This is a genomic window from Blautia sp. 1033sp1_1033st1_G9_1033SCRN_220408 (genome assembly GCF_040929965.1).
GTDB classification, from domain to species: domain Bacteria; phylum Bacillota; class Clostridia; order Lachnospirales; family Lachnospiraceae; genus Blautia_A; species Blautia_A ammoniilytica.
This window is the reverse complement of sequence record NZ_JBFKZO010000021.1, coordinates 1-24,423: the sequence shown is the minus strand read 5'-3', so window position 1 is coordinate 24,423 and position 24,423 is coordinate 1. Positions and strand designations below refer to the sequence as shown.

General features: G+C 44.5%; 20 protein-coding genes. 7 read left to right on the top strand and 13 right to left on the bottom strand.

The features are described from left to right. Positions 1-55: 55 nt before the first annotated feature. Positions 56-802 carry a LytR/AlgR family response regulator transcription factor gene (locus AB5916_RS13760; RefSeq protein WP_368191489.1) on the top strand — a complete coding sequence of 249 codons (747 nt, stop codon included), beginning with the start codon at positions 56-58 and terminating at the stop codon, positions 800-802. After that, positions 799-2,142 (top strand): ATP-binding protein, encoded by a 1,344-nt coding sequence (locus tag AB5916_RS13755; RefSeq protein ID WP_368191488.1) that lies wholly within the window; start codon positions 799-801, stop codon positions 2,140-2,142. The genes AB5916_RS13760 and AB5916_RS13755 overlap by 4 nt, the downstream gene beginning before the upstream one ends. On the opposite strand, the gene AB5916_RS13750 is transcribed toward AB5916_RS13755, so the two are convergent. The 6 genes from AB5916_RS13750 to AB5916_RS13725 all read right to left on the bottom strand — a co-directional run bounded on the left by AB5916_RS13750 (position 2,136) and on the right by AB5916_RS13725 (position 9,161). Next, positions 2,136-3,092 carry a D-2-hydroxyacid dehydrogenase gene (locus AB5916_RS13750; RefSeq protein WP_158421185.1) on the bottom strand — a complete coding sequence of 319 codons (957 nt, stop codon included), beginning with the start codon at positions 3,090-3,092 and terminating at the stop codon, positions 2,136-2,138. The genes AB5916_RS13755 and AB5916_RS13750 overlap by 7 nt on opposite strands. 94 nt (positions 3,093-3,186) lie before the next feature. Next, positions 3,187-3,780: a hypothetical protein gene (locus AB5916_RS13745; RefSeq protein ID WP_158421186.1), complete on the bottom strand. Its 594-nt coding sequence runs from the start codon at positions 3,778-3,780 to the stop codon at positions 3,187-3,189. 140 nt (positions 3,781-3,920) lie between these two features. Beyond that, on the bottom strand, positions 3,921-5,291 hold the full coding sequence (gene murF / locus AB5916_RS13740; protein WP_368191487.1) for a UDP-N-acetylmuramoyl-tripeptide--D-alanyl-D-alanine ligase: 1,371 nt from the start codon (positions 5,289-5,291) through the stop codon (positions 3,921-3,923). 5 nt (positions 5,292-5,296) lie between these two features. Next, a complete protein-coding gene (locus AB5916_RS13735; protein ID WP_158421210.1) occupies positions 5,297-6,334 on the bottom strand; it encodes a D-alanine--D-alanine ligase in 1,038 nt (345 codons plus the stop codon). 89 nt (positions 6,335-6,423) lie between these two features. Further along, on the bottom strand, positions 6,424-7,824 hold the full coding sequence (locus tag AB5916_RS13730) for a peptidoglycan binding domain-containing protein (protein WP_368191486.1): 1,401 nt from the start codon (positions 7,822-7,824) through the stop codon (positions 6,424-6,426). A 53-nt stretch (positions 7,825-7,877) separates the two neighbouring features. Further along, on the bottom strand, positions 7,878-9,161 hold the full coding sequence (locus AB5916_RS13725; protein ID WP_368191485.1) for an aminotransferase: 1,284 nt from the start codon (positions 9,159-9,161) through the stop codon (positions 7,878-7,880). Positions 9,162-9,423: 262 nt separating this feature from the next. On the opposite strand from AB5916_RS13725, the gene AB5916_RS13720 reads away from it, so the two are divergent. The 3 genes from AB5916_RS13720 to AB5916_RS13710 are packed head-to-tail and all read left to right on the top strand — an operon-like array spanning position 9,424 to position 12,567. After that, positions 9,424-10,290, top strand: coding sequence for a class I SAM-dependent methyltransferase (locus AB5916_RS13720; RefSeq protein ID WP_368191484.1), 867 nt, complete (start codon positions 9,424-9,426; stop codon positions 10,288-10,290). A 37-nt stretch (positions 10,291-10,327) separates the two neighbouring features. Further along, entirely contained in the window at positions 10,328-11,191 is an 864-nt protein-coding gene (locus AB5916_RS13715; RefSeq protein ID WP_368191483.1) for a YitT family protein, read from the top strand. 47 nt (positions 11,192-11,238) lie between these two features. Then, positions 11,239-12,567 (top strand): phosphodiester glycosidase family protein, encoded by a 1,329-nt coding sequence (locus tag AB5916_RS13710; protein WP_368191482.1) that lies wholly within the window; start codon positions 11,239-11,241, stop codon positions 12,565-12,567. Between the two features lie 179 nt (positions 12,568-12,746). On the opposite strand, the gene AB5916_RS13705 is transcribed toward AB5916_RS13710, so the two are convergent. From AB5916_RS13705 to pulA, 4 genes are all read right to left on the bottom strand, one after another. Further along, positions 12,747-14,120, bottom strand: a complete 1,374-nt coding sequence (locus AB5916_RS13705; protein ID WP_173727134.1) for a radical SAM protein — start codon at positions 14,118-14,120, stop codon at positions 12,747-12,749. Positions 14,121-14,165: 45 nt separating this feature from the next. Next, on the bottom strand, positions 14,166-14,735 hold the full coding sequence (locus AB5916_RS13700; RefSeq protein WP_368191481.1) for an HdeD family acid-resistance protein: 570 nt from the start codon (positions 14,733-14,735) through the stop codon (positions 14,166-14,168). A 212-nt stretch (positions 14,736-14,947) separates the two neighbouring features. Further along, on the bottom strand, positions 14,948-15,481 hold the full coding sequence (locus AB5916_RS13695) for a TetR/AcrR family transcriptional regulator C-terminal domain-containing protein (RefSeq protein ID WP_368191480.1): 534 nt from the start codon (positions 15,479-15,481) through the stop codon (positions 14,948-14,950). Between the two features lie 71 nt (positions 15,482-15,552). After that, positions 15,553-17,499 carry a type I pullulanase gene (pulA, locus tag AB5916_RS13690; RefSeq protein WP_368191513.1) on the bottom strand — a complete coding sequence of 649 codons (1,947 nt, stop codon included), beginning with the start codon at positions 17,497-17,499 and terminating at the stop codon, positions 15,553-15,555. 227 nt (positions 17,500-17,726) lie between these two features. Here pulA and AB5916_RS13685 point away from each other — a divergent pair, with 227 nt between their 5' ends. Further along, positions 17,727-18,422, top strand: coding sequence for a response regulator transcription factor (locus tag AB5916_RS13685; protein WP_368191479.1), 696 nt, complete (start codon positions 17,727-17,729; stop codon positions 18,420-18,422). A 23-nt stretch (positions 18,423-18,445) separates the two neighbouring features. After that, positions 18,446-21,058: a histidine kinase dimerization/phospho-acceptor domain-containing protein gene (locus AB5916_RS13680; protein WP_368191478.1), complete on the top strand. Its 2,613-nt coding sequence runs from the start codon at positions 18,446-18,448 to the stop codon at positions 21,056-21,058. A gap of 57 nt (positions 21,059-21,115) precedes the next feature. Here the strand turns inward: AB5916_RS13680 and AB5916_RS13675 are convergent, their stop codons facing one another. From AB5916_RS13675 to alsE, 3 genes are read right to left on the bottom strand one after another with little or no spacing between them, the layout of a single operon-like run. Then, a complete protein-coding gene (locus AB5916_RS13675; protein ID WP_368191477.1) occupies positions 21,116-22,051 on the bottom strand; it encodes an ROK family protein in 936 nt (311 codons plus the stop codon). Positions 22,052-22,100: 49 nt separating this feature from the next. Next, complete coding sequence (gene alsK, locus AB5916_RS13670; protein WP_158421206.1) at positions 22,101-23,003, bottom strand: allose kinase; 903 nt, start codon at positions 23,001-23,003, stop codon at positions 22,101-22,103. A gap of 15 nt (positions 23,004-23,018) precedes the next feature. Next, positions 23,019-23,696: a D-allulose 6-phosphate 3-epimerase gene (gene alsE / locus AB5916_RS13665; RefSeq protein WP_173727145.1), complete on the bottom strand. Its 678-nt coding sequence runs from the start codon at positions 23,694-23,696 to the stop codon at positions 23,019-23,021. Positions 23,697-24,423 lie beyond the last annotated feature (727 nt).

Below are 24,423 nucleotides of genomic sequence, written 5' to 3'. Positions count from 1 at the left end.
TTCATTCTCCCGAATTCATGTTATACTTTACCATAAACATAAGAGGTGACAGATCATGAACATAGCATTAATTGATGACATGCCCCAGGTACTTACCCATACCAGGAAGCTGATCCAGCAATTTGCTGATTCCAGCAATATAGATTTTTCCATCACCTGCTACTCCAGCAGTGAGGAACTGCTTGCAGATTTTACCCCACATAAATATTCCATACTTTTTATGGATATCTATATGGACGGACTGCCAGGCATTGAAGCTGCCCAGCAGATCCGCAGACAGGATGAAAGCTGCCTGATCGTTTTTCTGACAAGAAGCAGTGACCATCTGCCTCAAGCCTTCCACTGTCATGCTTTTGACTATCTCCAAAAGCCTGTCACGCAGAAGGATATTTCCCGTGTCCTTCAGGATGCCCTGCGTCTGATGCAGACAGATATCCAGTATCTGGAATTCACTCATAACCGCCAGACGGTCCGGATTCCCCATAGTGAGATCATCAGCATCCTTTCTGATGACCACCGTACCGTTGTTACAGACAATAAAGGCGGCCGTTATGATCCGCTGATCAGCTTTTCAAAGCTGACTGCTGATCTTGAGAATGAAAGCCGTTTCAGGCAGATTAACCGGGGAATCCTTGTGAATATGGACTACATTTCCGGTTTTGACAGCAATCTGTGTATCCTTTCCAACGGCCAGAAGCTTCCTGTATCTACACGCAGACTTTCCAGGATCCGTCAGCAATGGGAGGATTATACGTTTGCCTCCATCCGTCACAAGATGGCAGAAAGGAGACTTCATTCATGACTTTACAGTATTTTTTCTCTGACGTTTGCACCTACCTTGCCATTATCCCTGCAGCCATTTTCTGCTTTCTTCCCACCAAGCAATATATGAAATGGTCATCCCGGTCCGTGATCCTTGCATTTTCACTTCTTTTCATCCTACTGGTGCCTGCTGGAGTCTGTTTGGGATTTTTCTTTCATTTGGATGACAATATCACAGTGGGGATTATGATCATCATATTTTTCATCGGTTACAACCGCCTTCTTACTACCCGTTTCAGCCAGAACCTGAATATGTTCTGCTTGTGCATAGCACTGATGGCCTTTTGCAGCAATTTTGCCAGAGGCTTTGACGCCCTGCTCCATCCTGATGCACCTGCAGGCAGTTTCAGTCTGGAAGCCTGTCTTTTTCAATTCGGATGCAGTATTCTTCTGGTTCTGCTTCTTGGGTGGCCGGTTGCCCATTTCGGAAGCAGGCTGATCCATTCTCTGAAGGCAGATGCCCCCTGGTACGCCATGTCCCTTGTTTCCTGTACATTTTTTATTCTGAATATTTTCATCATTCCTCATAACTACCAGGTACTTTATTCGTATCGTGTATTTACTGTATTCTGGCAGATACTGGTTTGTATGATCTTTATGCTTTGTTTCATTTATTTTGTTTTCTATTTTGTAGCGCAGACAATTCTGACAAATGCAGAGAATTCCCGGAAGCTGCGGCTTATGAGTATGCAGGAATCCCTGTATCAGAGACAGCAGCGATACATAGAGCAGACAGCTGTGCTGCGCCATAATTTCCGTCAGACTGTAGTCACTCTCCAGGGTCTTTTAAATGAACAGGATTACGCTTCTCTTAGTTCTTATCTGGATGAATATATGAAAACCCTGCCTGTAAAGGAAACCAGTGATTTCTGCCAGAATTATGCCTTAAACTCCCTGCTGAATTACTATCAGCAGGCAGCACAGAATCAACAGATCAAGACACACTGGAAAATCCAGCTTCCTTACAAAATCCCTGTGGGAGATGTGGATCTTTGCACTTTAGTGGGAAATCTTCTGGAAAATGTGATCAAAGGATGTAATACTGTGACAGACAGTCCTAAATACCATGATCTGTCCGTATCTGTAGAAAAGGAAAAGAATCTCTATATTGTTTCCACCAACAACTTTGACGGAAAAATAAACAAAAGAAACGGGCAGTATCTGCCCGTGTATAAACAGGGAGGAAGCGGGATCGGTCTGTCTTCCATCGAGACTATCGCTGAAAAATACCATGGCTTCGCCCGGTTCTCCCATATTGGTACTGAATTTTATATTGATGTGATGATCCCGCTATGGCAGGATCTGCCGCCGCTTCAATAAACCCGGTTTACAGTATCTCCCCTTTGGAAACGGCGTATATTTTGGACTACCTCCTCTACTACCCGGAAACGTGTTTCTTTTGCAGCCCAGGCAATATGAGGTGTGATCAGAAGCCTGGTGCTGTCCTGTATCTTCAGTAGCGGATTCTCCGGATCCATAGGTTCCCTGCAAAGTACATCCAGCGCAGCACCTGCGATCTCATCTGTGGTCAATGCTGTGTACAGATCCTGCTCATTTACCAGGGCTCCTCTTGCCACATTAATAAAGATGGCTGTATTCTTCATCTTTTTAAAAGCATCCAGCGTAAACAGATTTTCAGTATATGCATTTAACGGTGCATGGACAGAAATAAAGTCCGACTTTGCCAGCAGAGTATCAAAATCTGTCTGCTCATATCTGCTGTCATACTTATGTCCTGATGCTGAATAGCACAGCACCTTGCAGCCAAAGGCTTCTGCCAGCTGCGCCACTCTTCTGCCAATAGCGCCTAGCCCAATGATCCCCCAGGTTTTATCCTGCAGTTCACAGAAGCTTTTTCCGAAATGGGAAAAACAGCTTCCTCTTGCATATTCTCCGGATTTAACATACTGATCATAATAGGACAGCTTTTCCAAAATATAGAAAAGCAGTGCAAAGGTATGCTGTGCCACTCCGTTCGTAGAATACCCAGCCACATTGTAGGCAGCGATCCCTTTTGCTTTAAGATAATCCCCATCCAGGTTATTGATCCCTGTAGCAGTAAGGCATACCAGTTTCAGATTCTTTGCCTGTCCAATGGTTGCTTCACAGATAGGTACTTTATTGGCGATCACTACATCTGCATCCTGCACACGCTCAGGCGCCTGCTCACTGGTGCAAGAAGGATAGATCACCACTTCCCCAAACTCTTCAAAAGGAGTAAATACCATATCTTCTCCCAGACTGTCTGCTTCCAATATTACGATCTTCATGTCGTATCTCCTCTCTTCACTGAGACTCATTTGTTACCCGCTGCTTATAAAGGCGGACGTAAGTGCACATCCTATGTATCCTAAATGTAACGATTCAGTCCATAAATTCCCGTATGATCTCACGCATGATTTCTTCCTCCTCCGGAGTAAGCATCTTGCTGAAATGACTGCCGGATGCAGCAGTCTGGCGGATGCTGGCTGTGATCTTGTCCACTACCTGCTCCTTCAGGATAGGATCTGCTTTCTCCTTCGTTGGGATCTCCTCCACCCAAGTACGCATCTGCTCAATATAGTCGGATAATGTGCCCATGACCAGGCTTTCCTTGTAAGAAAAGTCCAGTCCCCACCTTAAAAGCATCAGCACCACAGGTACTGCAGCTCCGATATACAAATAGATCAATGGCATGCCTTTTTCCAGGTCATAAGCAGTTGTCAGATAAAAAGCCAATCCCAGGACTGCTGTTGATAACAGGGAACAATACCATACAAATCGATTCATCCGATGTAGCAGCCTGTCTCTTGTTTTCCATAAATTAAGCCACTTCTCTTTAAGATTTGATAAGCGGCCTGTTTTTCTGATTATTCTTCTGTAAGAAAGATTTGTGGCAAGCATACCTGCAGCGCCCAGGACTCCAAGTCCAGCCATACAATAAAGCAGCAGGTACAGATCCATGATTTTTTTTACCATAAGCTCCTCCTTATATCTTCTTGCTAAAGAAGATTATACCCCGAAACAGGAGCCTGCGGTACATAAATCGTTCGTCAAATTCTATACCTGCCTGACAAATTTCGCATCTGCAATCCTGCCGGAGGCTATATCACTAAGTCTCAGACTTTCTGCAGTTTATTTACCAATTCTTCAAAATGCATAAAATGAGAAGCCTTTACAAGGATGGTGTCTCCTTCTTTTACATAGCTTCCAAGCTTACTGAGCAAAGCCTCACGATCCGGCTCATAGATCACATCCAGAGAAGGATTGTCCTGCTTTGCCTTCTGTGCCATATATCCGGAAAGGCTGCCGCAACAGATCAGAAGGTCGATCCCGCACTTTGCCGCATGGCTTCCCACACCTTCATGAAGGGCGATCTCATCCTCGCCCAGTTCACCCATATCGCCAAGGATTGCCACCTTCCTGCCATCGGCATCCTTTAATACATCCAGTGATGCTTTCATAGACATAGGATTGGCATTATAACAGTCGTCTACGATCAGATATTTCTCTGTGTCGATCATATGGAATCTGCCGCTGATCGATTCATAGCTTTCAATGCCCTGACAGATCTGAGGGATGGTCAGTCCATAAATCCTGCCTACAGCAGCTGCTGCCAGTGCATTATAGATCATGTGCTGTCCAGGCATAGGGATCTTTACCGGAAAGCTTTCTTCTCCCATATGGATCCTGCAGGACATCCCTTTCAGTCCCAGGCTTTTCACTTCATCTGCATAAACAGGCAGTCCCTGATCCATGCCAAAAAATACCGGTTTTATGCCATGATATTCCTTCACTGTACACAGCTTGTCATCGTCCCCGTTCAGCACAATATGCCCATCCGGGTTCACATACTGGAAAATCTCTGTTTTTGCCTTTAATACTCCGTCCCGATCCCCCAGAAACTCCAGATGACAGGTACCAATATTGGTGATCACGCAGGTATCCGGTCTGGCGATCTTTGCAAGACGGGTCATTTCCCCAAAATCGCTGATCCCCATTTCAAGAACTGCGATCTGATCGTCTTCCCGCAACCGGAATACAGTAAGGGGAAGTCCCAGTTCATTATTAAAGTTCCCCTGGGTTTTCAGGGTTTTATATTTTTCCTTCAGAACAGAAGCGATCATTTCCTTGGTACTTGTCTTGCCTACACTGCCGGTGATTCCCACTACCGGTATCCCCAGCTGCTTAAGATAAAATTCTGCAATATCCTTCACTGCCTGAAGAGAAGACTGCACCTGGATGTAAGGATGCTGTGCTCCTTCCAGTGGTCTTTCTGATAATGTGGCAAGGGCACCCTTTTCCATAACCTGTGGGATAAACGTATGTCCATCCACCCGCTCACCTGCTATGGGTACAAACAGACCTTCCGGCTGTATCTGCCTGCTGTCTGTGGTAATAGAGGAAACCTGTATGTCTTTTTTATTTTCAGGCCCATGATAAACACCTCCACAGGCCTTTGCAATATTTGCTAATGTAAGATTCTTCATAAACTTTACCTGTATTTCTTCATGGAGCAACGGATCAGTTCCTCACAAAGCTGTGGATAATCCATGCCCAGAACCTTGGCTTCCTGAGGGATCAGGCTGGTAGGAGTCATCCCCGGAAGTGTATTTGCCTCCAAACAGTACATATCCCCGTTTTCCTTCATAAGAAAATCCAGTCTGCTGTAAGCTTCCAGCTTCAAAGCCTTTGCCGCCTTTACAGCCAGATCCTGCATCTTGTCTGTCAACTCCTGCGAAATATGTGCCGGACAGGTTTCTACGGTAGATCCAGCCTGATATTTATTCTTGTAATCATAAAAGCCCTGGATCGGTGCGATCTCAATAATTGGATACGCCTTTCCGTCTACTACGGATACAGAAAACTCCCGCCCCTTTATGTACTCCTCTACAACTGCTTCGTTTCCGTAAATACTTACTTCTTTTAAAGCTTCTTCATACTCTTTCTGGTCATTTACAATGTAAACGCCTACACTGGAACCACCGCAGCTGGTCTTAACAACCACAGGGAACTCCAGTCCAAGAACTGACAGATCTGTATCAAAGCCATTTTCTCCTGTCAGGGTAGCCCCCTTAGGAGTGGGCACATGATTTGCCAGGAAAAATTCCTTTGTCATACATTTGTCCATGGCAATGGCGCTGCTCAGATAACCGGTACCTGTATATTTGATCCCCATCAGATCAAAAGCCGCCTGTACTTTACCATCCTCCCCGTTAGCCCCGTGAAGTCCCAGAAATGCAATATCAGCTGCCTGACACAATTCCAGTACATTTGGTCCAAAGAAACTGCGTCTTTCGGCTTTCATGGTTTCAATCTGAGGATTAAAGCTCTTCATATATTCTACAGCCTGGTCAACATCGTATTCCTCAGGGAAAGGATCTGCCCAGTCCACATTCTCTGTACCACAAAAAATATCCACCAGAACTGCCTGGTGTCCTTTCTGTCTCAGTGCTTTGCAGATGCCTGTACCTGACATAATGGAAATATCCCGTTCTGTACTGGTTCCGCCTGCCAAAACAACGATCTTCATAATAAGATTCATCTCCTTATATTCATTTCCTTATATTTAATTTCTTATAACCTAATTCCGTATATCCAATTTCTTATATTCATTTTCTTCTATTGATATACCACTACCGGCATGCCGATCTCCACATTGCTGTAAAGAGCTGCTGCCTGGTCATAAGGTAAATTTACACATCCATGAGACCCTTCCAGCTGATAAAGATTACCGCCAAATTCAGTTCTCCATACAGCATCGTGGATCCCTACATTTCCAGAGAAAGGCATCCAGTAAGTGACCTCTGCTGCATAATCCTCTCCTGTGAGTACAGAAGGAGACTTTTTGTTTGCCAGTGCAAAGCATCCGGTAGGTGTAGCACAGCCATCTATATTTGGATTTCCTGTTACTACAGGAGTATCTATGATCGGTTTCCCGTCTTTATAAAATACAAGTCTTTGATTAGTCAGGTCGATCTCCACATAAGTGTAGCCGATATCATTGGCTGCACGGCTCCATCCGGAGTAAGCATAAACCGGCTGCCGCACCTGGGTTTCCCCGCTTTCTACTGCTGCGATCAATGCCTTAGTCTCCGCCTGCTGGTCAATGGCCCATCCATAATCTCCGCCTTCTATTGTAATTTCCCTGTTATCATATGTGAGGAAAGTACGTGTCTTTCCAAATGTATCATATTTGTATCCTAACGCATCCACATATTTTGCTACCAGTGTTTCGTCAAGATACACATCTCCGTTCTGATCTATATTAAACCAATCAGCAATCACGCTTCTGTCTACTGTTTCTGTCCTGTCTGCAAAATCATAGGTAATGATCACATCTGACAGTTGATTCATCTGCTCACAATTACGGATCAGCTGCTCATCTGTGCTATATACTGCCGGCTTCAGATAACAGGCTTCATCCTCCAGATTCACCTGGTTCTGTCCTGTTACCATTGCATTGGCGATCACCTGCTTTACCTTCAAAGGATCCAGGGCATTCCCTGCCACCTCAGGCACAATCTCAAACTTCTCCCCAGTATCCCTGATCTGGGCATCCACAGGCTGGACCACTTTGTCCGGATCCATGCACTTCAGACCGTCTATGGCCTTTGTCATCTTCCCTTCGTCATAGGAAATGTCTTCAGCTACATCATACACCTGATCCTGTCCAAAAGCCAGGAACCATTTATAACGGTTCTGATCTTTGATCAGCTTCTGTACACTTCCAGAAGACTGATAGGAAAGTCCCACGTCCTCTGCTGTGATCCCTTCCTGTCCATTATTCTTCGTACCGATTGCCAGTGCATATGCATGCACTCTTTCTCCAAGAAGGCTCTCTGCCTCCCCTGCTGTCATATAAGAACAATTAAATCCATTTACTGTGGATCCAGGCAGAAAATGGCTGCTGAAATAATATACTCCATAAGCATATGCTCCTACAGTACACAGGAGGAGAATCACGATCAAAACTATCACTATCTTCTTTCCTGCTCCCATTTTCCTGTTTTCTTCTGCCATAAACTGCCTCCGATCCAGTCACATGGGTCTGTGGCTTTACAGGCCCGCTGTTCTTACATTGCTAATAGTTTTTCCACACTTGCGAGTTTTACACATAAAACAAATACCTGTGCTGCTTTTTCCAGATCTTCTAGTGTAGGGAAGGACGGTGCAATACGGATATTGGAATCTTTCGGATCCTTTCCATATGGATAGGTTGCACCGGCTCCGGTAAGCACAACGCCTGCTTCTTTTGCTTTTGCTACGATTGCCTTTGCACAGCCATCCAGTGAATCAAAGGAAATAAAGTAACCGCCGTGGGGGCTGGTCCACTGACCAATACCAAGACCTCCCAGTTCTTTTTCCAGAGTATCCAGTACCAGTTCAAACTTAGGACGAAGCAGGGCTGCATGCTTTCTCATGTGTGCACGAAGTCCGTCCAGATCCTTAAGGAATTTTACATGACGCAGCTGGTTCAGCTTGTCATGACCAATGGTCTGTATCTGCATATAAGTGCGGAAATCATCCAGGTTAGCCTTAGAAGCTGCTACTGCTGCAATACCTGATCCAGGGAAGCTTACCTTGGATGTGGATGTAAACTTGTATACCAGATCTGGATTGCCTGCTTTTGCACATTCAGCCAGGATCTCTACCAGGAAATCCTGATTGTCATCATACAGATGGTGGATGCTGTATGCATTATCCCAGTAAATACGGAAATCCGGTGCTGCCGGTTTCAGTCTGGCGAAACGCTCAACTGTCTCCTTTGAATAGGTATATCCCTGTGGGTTAGAGTATTTAGGTACACACCAGATACCTTTAATTGATGCATCCTTGCTTACCAGCTCCTCTACCATATCCATATCCGGTCCCTGTGGTGTCATAGGAACATTGATCATCTGGATTCCGAAAAACTCTGTGATCTTAAAATGACGGTCATATCCTGGAACAGGACAGAGGAATTTTACTTCATCCAGCTTGCACCATGGTGTATTCCCCATAACACCGTGTGTCATAGAACGTGCAATACTGTCAAACATAACATTCAGGCTTGAGTTACCGTAGATAATGATGTGATCCGGATCCACCTCAGACATTTCTCCAAGAAGTCTTTTGGCTTCCGGAATACCGTCGATCACCCCGTAATTCCTGCAGTCAACCCCTGTCTCGCATTTCAGGTCATCACCGCTGCCAAGAACATCCATCATTTCCATAGAAAGATCAAGCTGTGCAGCACTTGGCTTTCCTCTGGACATATCAAGGGCAAGTCCCTGTGCCTTTACCTCTGCAAACTGAGCGTCCAGCTCTTTTTTCAGTGCCTGCAGTTCTTCCTTGTTCATTTCGGTATATTTCTTCATAATTTCCTCCTCTTGCCTGTATTTCAAGGGATTTTACCACTCCCTGTATATCTGTTACATTTTAGTATGCTAAATTATTGGTTGTCAAGCCTTTTCCCCATACAATATTTATATGGAGTATGCACTTTTTTCGTATATTCCAACCATAAGGATCACCTGTATCCCTCTTTTTGCCTTGCACAACCTTCCCTTTTCCACTATACTGTTCTTATAAGGCACACCTGCCATCAAAGGAAATTCAAAAAGAACGAGGTTTTATTTCATGTGGATTGCAGATAACTGGAAAGAATATCAGGTAATAGACACTTCCCGTGGGGAAAAGCTGGAAAAATGGGGGGACTACCTTCTGATTCGTCCGGATCCTCAGGTGATCTGGGACACCCCACGCACAGACAAAGGCTGGAAAAGGCCTAATGCACACTATCACAGAAGCTCCAGAGGCGGTGGAGAATGGGAATTTTTTGATCTGCCGCAGCAATGGGACATTCATTATAAGGAGCTGACCTTCCATCTGAAGCCATTCAGCTTCAAGCACACCGGCCTTTTCCCGGAACAGGCTGCCAACTGGGACTGGTTTGGGGACAAGATCCGTAATGCAGGTCGTCCCATCAAGGTGCTGAATCTTTTCGCCTACACAGGAGGTGCTACCCTTGCAGCAGCTGCTGCAGGAGCTAGTGTGACCCACGTAGACGCATCCAAGGGTATGGTTACCTGGGCCAAAGAAAATGCTGTGGCCTCAGGTCTTGGAGACGCCCCCATCCGCTGGCTTGTAGATGACTGTGTAAAGTTTGTAGAGCGTGAGATCCGAAGAGGCAATCATTACGATGCCATTATCATGGATCCTCCCTCTTATGGCCGTGGTCCCAAAGGAGAAGTATGGAAGATCGAGGAAGCGATCCATCCCCTGATCAAGCTGTGTGCTTCCCTTCTTTCTGATCAGCCCCTTTTCTTCCTTGTTAATTCCTACACTACCGGGCTGGCACCGGCTGTACTTACTTATATGCTGTCTACAGAGCTTGGCAGGTTCAATGGCCATGTAGATTCCCAGGAGATCGGACTTCCTGTCAGAAATAACGGTCTGATCCTTCCCTGCGGAGCATCCGGACGGTGGGAGGCAGATTCCCATTAATAACATCTAATAACATCTGTAACAAGGAGAGAGTGTTATGGAACAATTGAATATCAAGCATGAATGTAAGCGCTATGGCTGTGCTGTACTTGCAGCTACTGTTTTTGCCATTAATATCAAAACCTTTGTAAGAGCAGGCGGTCTTTATCCGGGAGGCGTCAGCGGTCTTACCCTTTTGATCCAGAACATTTTTGCCCAGTTTTTAGGGTTTCAGATTCCTTACACTGTGATCAATATCCTGCTGAACAGCATTCCTGTTTACGTAGGCTTCCGCTTTATCGGCAAGAAGTTCACCATCAGCTCCTGTTGTGTGATCCTTCTTTCCAGTGTGCTTACAGACCTGATCCCTGCACAGCCTATCACCTATGATTCTCTGCTGATCAGCATTTTCGGAGGGCTGATCAACGGCTTTTCCATCAGCCTTTGTCTGATCGGCAATACCAGCAGCGGCGGCACCGATTTCTTTGCCATTTATTTTTCCGAAAAAAGCGGCAAAGATATCTGGAATTATGTTTTCTGTGCCAATGCCTGCATCCTTGTGGCCGCAGGTATCCTGTTTGGCTGGGACCGTGCACTGTACTCCATTATTTTCCAGTTCACCTCCACCCAGACTATACAGATGCTTCATCAGCGTTACAAGAAGCATACGCTATTCATCGTTACCAGACATCCTGATCTGGTTTACCACGAGATTTCCCAGCTGACCCACCATTCTGCCACCCGTTTTGAGGGGAATGGCTGCTATACCGCTGAGGGGACCAGCCTGCTCTATTCCGTAGTATCCAGAGATGAGGCAAAGCTTCTTGTGAAAAAGGTACACGAAACAGATCCTTCTGCCTTTGTAAATCTGATCAAGACAGACTATATCAACGGACGTTTTTACCATAAGACAGATTATTGAGAAAAGCAGGACTTCTCCTGCTTTTCCATGCATTAAAGAGGATGATTATGATGAATGATGTATCAAGACCTGTACAGGCACAGCGATTTGGAAAATGGTTCCTGATCTGCCTGTCTGTTTTCTTTCTTGGCTTTACAGGCACTGCCTCCGCACAGGCAGCTTCCTATGTGAAAGCTTCCAAAACCCAGGTAAAAACCACCTCCTCCACCAGAAGAGGCTGGGTAAAGCTTGGCAAGCATTATTATTTCTACAATACGAAGGGACGGCTGATGTATGGCCGTATCAAGTACAAGGGCAATTACTATTACAGCTATACCAACGGACGCCGTGCTTCCGGCTGGCTCAAAAAAGGAGGCCGGCGATATTACTGTTCTCCCAGTACAGGGATCATGTTCCGCAACCGCTGGGCTACCAGCAAAGGCAAGCGTTACTGTTTTGACAAAAATGGGGTTGCCATTGCAAAGAAATGGCTTACTTCCAAAGGCAGACGCTATTACTTCCTGGCAGACTCCACCATGGCAAAGGGCTGGCAGAAAATAGGCAATTTCTATTACTATTTTGATAAAACCTCTGGCGTTATGGCCAGGAATCAATGGATTGATGATGCTTATGTTAACAACATCGGTCAAAGGATTGCTACCAGGGAGCCGCAGCCGGCCAAGACCTTAAGTTCCTCCCATTATACCTACACAAGCAGCACCCTGAAGATCGATCTTCGCAAAAAATCCATGCATGGGGTTTCTTACTGGGCTGCCAAAATACATATTTCCAGTCCTTCCCAGCTGCGTTCTGCATTATCCTATGGTACTTACGGAGGCACACGCCAGACCACATCCAGTGCTGTATCGTCTAACGGCGGGATCATTGGTGTGAACGGCAGTGCTTTCAGCTACCAGACAGGGAAGCCTTCCCCACTGGGCATGTGCATCAAAAACGGTAAGATCTACGGAGATTACATGACCAGTTACAGTGTAATGGCAGTAAAAAAAGACGGAACCATTTATACCCCTGCCCAGGGACTGATGGGAAAAGACCTGCTGGCAGATGGGGTAAAGGATACCTACAACTTTGGCCCTGTGCTGATCAAAGATGGCAAAGTACAGCCAGCCTGGTCCGAAACAGCCAAATATTATCCAAGAACTGCCATTGGGATGATCTCTCCTTGTAACTACGTGCTTCTTGTTACAAATACCGGTTCCTATACAGGGCTGAATCACTGGGATATGGTTAATATCTTTCTGTCTTATGGCTGCACCTATGCCTACAATCTGGACGGAGGCGGCTCAGCCACTTTGTATTACAATGGAAATGTTATGAACAGCCTGATCAGCGATTACCAGCGTCCCTGTGCTGATTTCCTTTACTTTACAAAATAGAATCCCACGATATACGAATAACGGGAAGGCTTGTAGAAGTGCAAAGCACGGAACAATCCGTGTAATCATGATGAAAATTCCGATATCAAAAAACGGTGCATCTGTCAGATCCTTTCAAGGATCAATGACAGTGCACCGCTTTTATTTTATGTTTCTATCAGCTTGCTACTGCAAAAAAATCATTCTGCTGCTTTTGCTTTCTTTTCTTCCAGAGTCTTTGCCCACATCTGGTCTGCTCTTTCTTTCCAGCATGCTGCATACTGATCACACTTACCACACAGATGATCTGCTGTCTCCGGAGACTGCAGGTCTGTGGACTTGGCTCCTGTCTCTTTTACAAGACGGCGAAGGATCTGCGGATTCTCAAGCATCGGACATGGTCTGAGCATATTTTCATTAAATGGCTGATTGTCATGATAAGCCTGGAAGATCGGGCTCTTCAGTGCATCCAGCAGGGATGTATCTTTGATGTTGCAGTTTGAATAATGAATAAATACACATGGTTCCACATCGCCATTTGCATTAATATGCAGATACTGTCTTCCTCCTGCAATACATCCGCCTACATACTCTGCATCATTCTGGAAATCCAGTGTGAAGATAGACTTTGTACCTCTGAATTTACGGATGCTGTGATACATTTTCTCACGCTGATCCGGTGTAAGAAGCAGTTCCGGTGACGCATCGTTTCCTACCGGCATATAATGGAAGAACCATGCAAACAGAGCACCGCAATCGATCAGATGATCAAAATATTCTTCACTGCTTACACTGTCTACGTTTGCTCCTGTATAACAGGTGGATACACCAAAGGGAAGATGTCTTTCTTTCAAAAGCTTCATTGCATGCATAACCTTCTGATAGATACCCTCTCCACGACGCCCATCATTGGCTTCCTCAGAGCCTTCCAGACTGAATGCAGGAACAAAGTTCTTTACTCTCAGGATCTCATCACAGAATTCCTCGTCAAATAATGTACCATTGGAGAAAGAAAGGAACTCACAATCCGGATGCATTTCACAAATCTTGATCAGATCTTTCTTACGCACGGTAGGCTCACCGCCTGTATAAATGTACATATAAGTACCAAGCTCTTTACCCTGTCTTACAATAGAATCAATAGTCTCAAGGCTCAGATTCAGTTTATGTCCATACTCAGCTGCCCAGCATCCAGTGCAGTGCAGATTGCAGGCACTGGTAGGATCCAGAAGGATCGCCCAGGGTACATTACAGTTGTTCTCTGCTGCCACCTCATCCTGTCTTGCACTTCCTTTCAGGCTGGCATTGATAATAAAATTCTGGAAAAATACTTTTCTAACCTCAGGATCAAGATCATAAATACGCATGATCAGCTGATACCAGTTGCTGTCTTTATCTTTAATCGCATTACGGATGGCATTTCTCTGGCCTGCATACCAGTCATCTGGTGAGTACTTGTCAACCAGATCCATCAGCTTTGGAATATTGGTTTCAGGATCTTTCTCCAGATAGCTTAAGCCCTGCTTTACTGCGGCGCTGATAGCCGCCTGTTTTACCTTGTCTGTAATCTTCATAATTTCCTCCTTATAGATACATCTTTCTATATTGTATAAATTATTTTACTGATCATACCTGTCCCATTTGCCTTCGATCACTTTCACAGTGTATATGGCTACACCCAGGTTTAATGCACCTTCCAACAAGAAGCTGATTCCTGTAAGGACCATGGTCATCTTCGCCCCTTCGTAAGGATCGATCAGCAGGATCATCCCGAAAATCCCAACCAGTATAGCTGCCAGCAGGATCCTCCACCAGAGACTTAACCCAAATCGTCTGGCATCAATGGACATCTGTATCCGTACCAGGGCATCCATAAGCACCATAAGCCCAAGCACTGCAAAAATCAGATGCATAATACTTTCACGCCTTACCAGGATCACGATCCCCACTGCTGCCATCAGTAAGCCAAATGCAAAATCAAACTGAAATGCCAGACAGTAAAAATCTTTTGAAAAATAGCCGATCATCTTGATGATCCCATCAGCAATAAACAAAAGGCCTATGATGGTACAGAAAATAACCGCAGAACATCCTGGTTTGCACACAAGAAACAATCCCATGGCACAGAAGATCAGGGAAATTGCTATGTAACCATTTCTGGCTATCTTCAGCATTTTCAGAGAATCCATTTCCTGCTCCTCCTTTCTTATATGGTGATAACACCGTCAGGCGATATCATCCTTTCATTAGATTTAGTATACCTCAAAAAAAAGAAGATCAAAACAGACAAAAAACGGATTATGTCTAAAAATAAACATAATCCGCTCTAGTTGTTATACGATTTAACAAATGATACCGGGCTGTTAAAAGTCCTGGGCTATAATATAGAAAGTGATGACATTTACCACATTCCATGTTCTTTTAAAATAGCATTCAATCTTCGTGCATACTCAACCAGGTCATATTTCATCCCCTGATCCATCCAGTCCAGAAGCATCCCTACGATCACACATTTTTCGTAATGTATGAGAAGCTTCTTGTCTTTTTCTGGGATCTGTGCAAGATCACTGTCCTTCCCTGCATACTGGGTAATAATGTACTCTGCCAGCTCACGAAGGTGTTTTGCAATGACTTCCTTATCTGCTGACCGATAGATATGAAGGATTGCTTTTTTATTCTCTCCCAGACGTTCAGCCAGAAGCACAAGCCCTTCCATAAAGCTTCCGATCTCCATCTGGCTGCTCATCACTCTGTCTGCTTCACGCTTCAATGCGAAGTACATCACATCCGGAATATCCCGAAAATGGTAATAAAACGTATTTCTGTTGACTCCACAGCGTTCTACAATATCTTTTACTGTTATTTTCGCCAGCGGCTTCTCATTAAGCAGCTCCAAAAGTGTCTGAATGATAATCTCTTTTGTAAAACCCGCCATTATTCTTTCCTGCCTGTTCCAAACTTGTATGCTTCTGCAGTTCCACTACTTTGTCTTTTTGTATTGACTTATTATGCCATAAATCGCCAGCAAAAGCAACCTCGACCTAGAATCACTGCACTTACAGGCTCCACAGTAACTATGCCTTTGCAGAATGTCTTGTCACAGATCCTGCCATCTTTTACAAGGATCTCCCAGTCACCTTCCGGAAGGGGTCTCTCAATCACCTTGTCAGATGCGTTATACGCAATGTACAGCTGTGTCCAGGCAGAGGCGTTTCCTGGATCCTGATTGTCCACAGTAAACCCTACTGCCTGTGACTGTGCCCACAGATCCCGGATCCTTCCAAAAGCCTGTGCTGTCTTGTCACACAATCCGGGCATCTGTTTGCGAAGCCGGATCAGCCCCTGATAAAAACTTACCAATTCTTCATTTTCATAAGCCCTCTGCCAGTCCAGACGGTTCAGTTCTATGGGCAGATTAAAGCTGTTCTCCTCCCCGTCCTTGGTCCTTGCAAATTCCTCCCCGGATAACAGGAACAGATTACCCTGACAGGTCATATAAACAGCTGCTGCCAGTTTATTCACTCTGAGAAGTTTCTCTCTGGAAGCACCTTTCATTGTTGCCAGAAGCTTATCCCACAAAGTAAGATTGTCATGTGCAGAAATATAGCTTATGATCTGTGCAGGTGATTTGATCTGGCTGCCTGGAATGCACCAGGCCTTTACGCTGTCAAGGATCTTCTCCTCTAATCCGCCCTTTCCGTTTACAAAGCCAGGCACTTTTGCCTCAAACACATGACCCTTGATGGCATCTCTGGTATCGTCGCAAAACATACCCACATTTTCATCCAGAAGGCCAATATTAGACTTTAATGCCTGAATACTGCTGCCTTCCATAGCTGTTTTGTCTGCAGCCCATGGCTCACCGTAAACCAGTTTTTCCCCTTTTCCGTAACGTACATCCAATTCCTTTCGGATCCTGTTCATAAGGTCTGTGTCCAGAAGCCCCATCAGGTCAAACCGAAAGCCGTCAATATGGTATTCTTCTGCCCAGTAAAGCACGGACTGAAGGATATAATCCCCACACATTGGCCGCTCACTTGCTATATCATTGCCACAGGCAGAGCCATTGGAGATCTCTCCATTTTCAAAAGAACGGTAATAATACCAGGGAACTGCTTTATTCAGATTTGTATCCAGAGAATACATATGATTATACACCACATCCATGATCACACGAAAACCATTTTTGTGCAAAGCCTGTATCATCTCTTTAAATTCACGGATACGCACTTCCCCATGGCAGGGATCTGTAGAGTAAGAACCTTCCGGAACATTATAATTCACCGGATCGTACCCCCAGTTAAAGCCATGATCATCCTTCTCATCCACAGATCCATAATCATATACCGGCATCAGCTGCACATAAGTTACACCCAACTGCTTCATATAATCCATTCCTGTGGGATGGATCCCGTCATGATTTAAAGTGGTATGTTCTTTTGTAAATGCTGTATATTTCCCACGGTCTTTTTCAGGGAATCCACCAGATCTGTCCCAGGAAAACTCCTTTACATGAATCTCATAAATAATATTTTCCTCTGCTTTTGCAGGAGCCTTATCTTCCTTCCAGCCTTTTGGGTCTGTGCTTTCCAGCAATACCGCCATACTTCTTTTGCCGTTCACACCGCAGGCTCTGGCATAAGGATCTCCAAGACATACCTGTTCTCCGTCCATAGAAAGCCTGAAATCATAATATACTCCGTTCAGATTCTCTTCTGTCTCCCATCTCCAGGTTCCTTTTTCGCCCTTTTCCATTGGAAAAGATCCATATGCTTCTCCTGATTCTCCGTCTTTGTACAGGTAAAGACATACTTCCTCTGCCAAAGGACTCCACAGCACAAAAGAAGTTTTCCCCTCTGTGCAGGTACATCCCAGATCCTGTCCTGCATATGTATAGTTAGCCTTGAAATCTTCTGTATTATAGGTCCTTTTCCATTCGCTGATACTTCTCATAAATACTTCTTCCTTCCCGCCAAAATTCAAGAATGCCTTCATAGTTTTCATATTATATCCAACTCCCTCCCCCATTGCAACCAAAATCAGTGTTTGCCATGCCACTGATAATATGCTACCCTGATACAAATGCAATAAACTGTTTAAATTTCATAAATTCTTAAGACTTTCCTTTCGCCTATCTTAAAAAGGAATTGTTACGATCTGACCATTGGAGGTAAAAGAAATTGGCTAATATATTAGTATGTGATGATGACAAAGACATTGTTGAAGCGATCCACATTTATCTGCAGCAGGAAGGCCACCAGGTGCTGAAAGCCTATGACGGAGTTCAGGCTATGCAGGTTCTCCGCACCCAGGAGGTAGACCTTTTGATCATTGATGTGATGATGCCCAGGCTGGACGGGATCCGTGCCACACTAAAGATCCGGGAAGAAAATCCCCTTCCCATTATTATCCTGTCTGCCAAATCCGAAGATGCAGATAAGATCCTGGGGCTAAATGTAGGGGCAGATGATTATGTAACAAAGCCCTTTAATCCACTGGAGCTGGTGGCACGGGTCCGCTCCCAGCTGCGCCGGTATATGAAGCTTGGCTCTGTTTCCCAGGAAAAAAGCGGCCATATCTACGAGACCGGCGGCCTGATGGTAGATGATGACCGTAAAGAAGTTACAGTGGACGGAGAACCGGTGCGGCTTACACCTATTGAATACAACATCCTGCTGTTATTGATCAAGCACCAGGGACGGGTATATTCCATTAACCAGATCTACGAAAATATATGGAACGAACAGGCCATAGCAGCTGATAATACCGTAGCTGTACACATCCGCCATATCCGTGAGAAAATAGAGATCAATCCAAAAGAGCCCCGTTATCTGAAGGTTGTATGGGGGCTTGGCTACAAAGTAGAAAAAATCTGATACTTTTTCTGAAAGGAGTTCTTATGAATCACAAATTTTACAGAAGCCGTCCAATGAAAGGTCTGGTCTGGATCCTGACCTGTGGTTTCCTGTGTGTATCCCTTGTATGCGGACTCTTTCTTTCTTACATGCTAAGCAAAGACCAGTCCCCTATACAGATGGCTGATACCTATCCAAAGTCCAGCATGTTTGCAGACGATCTTAATACCGCTGCTGGAAAGATCGCCGCTGCTTACTCAAATACTTCCCGTTTTTCTTCTGTTACAGATGATTCCTGCATGATCGACCTGGATGAAGTTTTGAATGACCAGCCTCTTTCCGGCAAAAACACTTCCGGCCTTGCCTATTCCTTCTCTGATCTGAAGAAATGGGTCAGTGATAGCTGGTCTTATGATTCTGATCCGGGCCACACAATTGTGATCTGTGAAAAAGAAGACGGCACAAAAGAATATTTCCCGTTCTCTGATTTTCAGGATCAGATAAAAAACGGCACTCTTAACTTCCGGTATAACCAGCAGTTTCTTCATGATGATGTGTGGACAGAGAAAGAAGCATATGACATGATCATGAGTGAACTGGAGTACGATTATTTAGAAAAAGAGGTTTCTGTCAATGCCCTTACCGGAATTTATGGCAGCGACAAAACCACATTGAAATATGTAAGTGTTTCCAGCTGTACGCAAACCCCTTTGGTGGAGGACTTTTCTCCGGAAGGAGGTACCAGTCTTCTGGATATCCTGAATCATGATCCAAATTGGAATGACCGTGTCCTGGATGCGCTGAATGCTCTGGAAAAAACATTATCTTTAGTATCCGCCTATATGGACAGCCAGAATGTGCTCCAGGAATATGGAACGAATTCCAACCTTACCTGGCTTTTAGTAGACAATGAGAATAAAAAGGCTTTTTCTAATCAGGAAATCTCCTACTCCTCGGCAGCATCTCTTCTGTCAAAGATAAAGCAGACACCAGTATATGTTCTTGCAGGCTCTGACCGCTCCTTTAAAACTGCAGGAACTGCCATCAGTAATACAGGCCATGGCATCCTGTCTGCCTCTGCCTGGCTGCAGAATATAGAAAGTTACCTTAATCTTTCAGATTATACTTTTGCAATGGCAATGGATACAGACTATCCTGCAGCAGATATTTTTTCTGCCCATGCGGATACTTATCAGATCTACCAGAAATGGGCACGGCCTGCCCTGGCCGGTTTTGCTGCCGGTTTGATCCTTACACTGATTGGTTCCCTGTGGCTTTGCTTCAATGCAGGCAGAACTTCAAAAGACGGTAATATCCACCTTACATTTATTGACAGATGGTTCACTGAGATTTACGGGGTAGTGCTTTTCCTAATCTGGTTCTTGCCCTTTGCTTATGTAATAAACCATTCCGCCCTGATCACTCTTTATGAAAATGCACAAAGCGGAAGAAAGGCACATGCTTTTGTACTTATATCCCTTTTGTTATATACCTTTGTCCTGATGCTTTCCTTTGTCCTTGGCATGATCCGCAGGATTCGTACCAAAACCTTCTGGAAAAACAGTCTGACCTGCAGGATTTTCTCTCTGATCCGGCTGTTCTTCCATAAATTAAAAGATTTTTTTGCCCTGTATTTTACCAACACTGCCCTTAAAATAACCCTGACCCTGGGGCTGGCTGTTTTCCTGTTTTTCCAGTTTATTTTTTCCATACTTGCTGTAAATACCCCGCAGATTTTCCTGCTTCTCCTGTTTGTTATGGATGCTGCCGCACTGGTATGGGTGCTCAAAAAAGCAGACGGCCAGGATCAGATCACCCTTGGGCTTAAAAAGATCACGGAAGGAGACCTGCAGTATAAAATACCCACAGACCGTCTGAAAGGCAATCAGAAACGGACAGCAGAATATATCAACAATATTGGCAGCGGACTGGATGCTGCCGTTGATAAAAGTCTTCGGGATGAACGGCTGAAAACAGAGCTGATCACCAATGTTTCCCATGACATCAAAACACCCCTTACTTCCATTATCAATTACATTTCCCTGCTGAAACAGGAGAATTTTACAGATCCAAAGATCTGCGGCTATCTGGATATCCTTGATGAAAAGGCCCACCGTCTGAAAACACTGACAGAAGATGTGGTGGAAGCCTCCAAGATCAGTACCGGAAATGTTTCCCTGAATATCCAGCCTTTGAATTTTACAGAGCTTGCCCAGCAGGTGTGCGGAGAATTTCAGGAGCAGTTCCAACGCAGGCAGCTGACCATTGTTACCCTTTTCTCTGCCAAACAACCCACCATCCTGGCAGATGGTCAGAAAATGTGGCGTGTGCTTTCCAATCTTTTTACAAATATCTATAAGTATGCAATGGAAGGCACCCGAGTATATATTTCCCTGGAAAATCAAGGAACTAAGGTTGTTTTTACTGCCAAGAATATTTCAGCACAAGCTCTTAACTTCTCAGCTGACCAGCTGACAGAACGCTTTATACGCGGGGATCTTTCCAGAAGCACAGAAGGCAGCGGTCTTGGCCTTTCCATTGCCAAAACTCTGACGGAGCTGCAAAAAGGCAGCTTCCGCCTGTATCTTGATGGAGATCTTTTTAAAGTAGTGATCACCTTCCCTGTGGAAAAGAAATTACCTGAGGAAGATAAATAAACAAGCAAAAAAACCAGATGCAAATCCTTATTCAGGGTCTTCACCTGGTTTTTTCTTTTATCTCCACTTTCCATCAGCAGCAAGAAGAGCACCTACGATCACCGCTTCATCCATCAGTCTGCAGGGTTGGATCAAATAAGTTCCCTGATTTGCCACAAATGCATATTCCTTTGTAAACCTGCGGATCCGTGAAAACAGAATCTCTCCCATTTTAGCTACGCCTCCGCCAATAAGGATCTTCTGGATTCCTCCAAGAGCCAGGACATTGGCCAATCCGATAGAAAAGCTGGAAGCGATCCGATCCAGTTCTTCCATACAGAAAGCATCTTCCGCCTTTACCCCATCTCCAAGATCCTGACAGGTGATCCGCTCTCCTTTTTTGCACAAGGAAGTGCCTTCTGGCACATACCCTGGCTGATTCAGACGGTTCTCAATGCTTCTGCCGGAACAGATCAGCTCCAAACGGGTCATTGCCCCTGGTGTACTGCTCTGCCAGTCCGGGATCAGGCTGTTTCCCAGATAGCCTGCCCCAAAACCGATCCCATCATAATTTTTCCCGTCAATGTAAAGGCCGCCGCCGATGCCAGTTCCGATGTTGGTATAAAACATGGATTTTGAACCGATCCCGGCACCGCAATAAAGCTCTGCAATCCCACCGGCTACGGTATCATTCACGATCACTGCCGGAAGATGAAATTCTTCTTCAAACCACTTTTTCAGCTGAAAATCCTTCCATCCCGGAACCTGAAGTGAACAAAGCACACGACCGGTTGAGGACTCCAGCGGTCCGCCAAATCCAACGCCGATCCTGGACACATCCGGATACTCATCAAGCAGCTCCCTGATATTTTCGGACAGCCAGTCAAGAATGTCCTCTGCGCCTCTTTTATACTGAAGCTTTACATTCCTGCTGACAATAATATTTCCGTTCCCATAGCCAACCCCGATCTGCTGCTTGGTACCGCCGATTTCTACGCCAATATACTTATTCATGCCACTGGGCTCCATATTTCTTTTCCATATCTGAGATCATCTGCACATGTTATTTTACACTGGCAAAATAAGCCAGAGCTCCACCGATCACACCGCTGGTCTGAGTATGCTCAGGGAAAATAAACTGAATATCCTCTGCCGGATAAGGATGTCTGCAACGTATTCTGATCTGCTCAAGAAGCCTTTCCATAGGGAAGTCCTTCATGATCATCACACCGCCTGCCATTAATACATAGTCCGGATCCAGAATCGTGATCTCTGTACTGATAGGATAAGACAAAATATCTATGTATTCCTGGATCACCGGATCATCTCCGTGTTTTGTGAAAATATCATCGATCACTGTATCCGGGAAATATTCCGCCCTTATTTCCTGCAGATGCTTGCCTGAACAATGAAGTTCACTACATTCTTTGCCGCCGCATCCACACTGTCCATGGGCACCTCTAAGTGGAATATGACCAAGCTCTCCTGCAACCCCATGCTTTCCGCAATGAAGACTGCCATTTATATACACGGCATTTCCAAAGCCAGTGCCAAGATACATACCAAGAATGGTTTTGTCACGATCAGGATCAATATCAAAATTCTTGATATCATTCATCAGAAGATAGTTCACATCCCTGTCTACAAACACCGGCATCTGAAGGGCATCTCTTAAAAGATGTCCCAGATCCATGTTCTCAAGACCTTTCAGGTTTGGAGAAGAATAGATAAAACTCTTATCCTTGCTTACTGCTGACGGAACTCCGATAGTGATAGCCAACTCTTCTTTATTCAGCTGATATGTATCCATATATCTGAGTATCTCGTTTTTTAGATTTTCAACTGCATTATCGGATACCAGAGAACCACTGGATTTCTTTTCAAAATGTTCCAAATTTCCATTGTGATCCACAACTCCGAACCGCAGGTTGGTTCCTCCGATGTCAATTCCGATTACTTTTTTCATAGATTTCTCCTGTCCTCAGGCATTCACTTCCTGATTGAAGTCTGCAATCATCTTATCCCAGGCTGTTTCCAGATTGGAATCCAGTCCAAACAATCCTGTAGAACCTACAACGAACACTTCCGTTCCAGCTTCCGTCAGCTGCTTGAAGGTTCTCTTATTGCAGGATCCGTCTACCTCGATCAGATAATGATATCCATTTTCTTCCTTCAACTGTTTCAGTTCCCGGATCTTGTCTAACATTTCCGGGATGAATGGCTGTCCGGAAAACCCAGGATCAACGCTCATTACTGTGATCTTGTCCAGCTTGTGGATGTAGTGCTTAATATAAGATACCGGTGTTGCAGGATTCAGTACAACGCCAGCCTTGCATCCATTATCATGAATCTTGTTGATGATACGAAATGCTTCGGAATTGATAGTCTCAGCATGAGGGCAGATAAAGCCTGCACCTGCTTTTGCCAAAGGTTCAATAAAATCATCCGGTGTAGTTACCATCAGATGACAATCCAGCGGAATGTCACAGATGGGATGGATCGCTTTTACAAAATCCGGGGACAGAGTAATATTTTTAACAAAATGTCCATCCATGATATCTACATGATAAAAGTCTGCACGTTTATTCAGAATCTGGATCTGCTCTTTGATATTAAGAAGATCCATACACATTAATGAAGGATTAAACATTGGTTTCATTTCTTTTCTCTCCTTAAGCCAAAAACTGTAACTTTATTTGAATTTGTAACATGATCCGGGTGTGAAAACACCTGAATCCAGATTATTTCTTACTTACTACGAAATGGTCGATTGCAACAGAAATAATGATCAGAGCACCCATTACAACTCCCTGGATCTTACCTTTATCATCCATAAAGCTTGTTCCACCGATGATGGAAGCTTGCCTACGAAAAGGTTTTCTAAAATAGACAACTCGTTAATTACACTTAATTCCTGGTAAATAATATTGATGCAGCCTTCATAGAAATCTTAGTAAAGTCTCCATATTACCATTTTTCTCTGTTATTATAAAGTGAACGTGCTCCTTTCCTGTATATTTTTTCATAATTTGGAACATATTTTGAATATTTTTGCACATATTTGTTAAGTAAAGGATTACACGAATGATGGACAGCTTCTTTTCATTCATAGTATTAACCATCTTATTTTTCGTTGCGTAAACCTTTACGTAACTTATGGTGTAATCATAATACCCGTGTTATGATTTGTCAATATACCTTTTATCATTTCGTCAGTTTCGCTTATTTGAAGCATTATTTTTATGCACATTTCACAACACGCAAACAGAGCTGCTTCCTCAGCCCTGGAAACAGCCCTGCTTTTCTTTTTTCAAGAATGCCTCGGCATTCTTGCTGCGAGGTGCGCGTCATGCAATTGCATGACATACTTCTCCTGCGCACCTCTG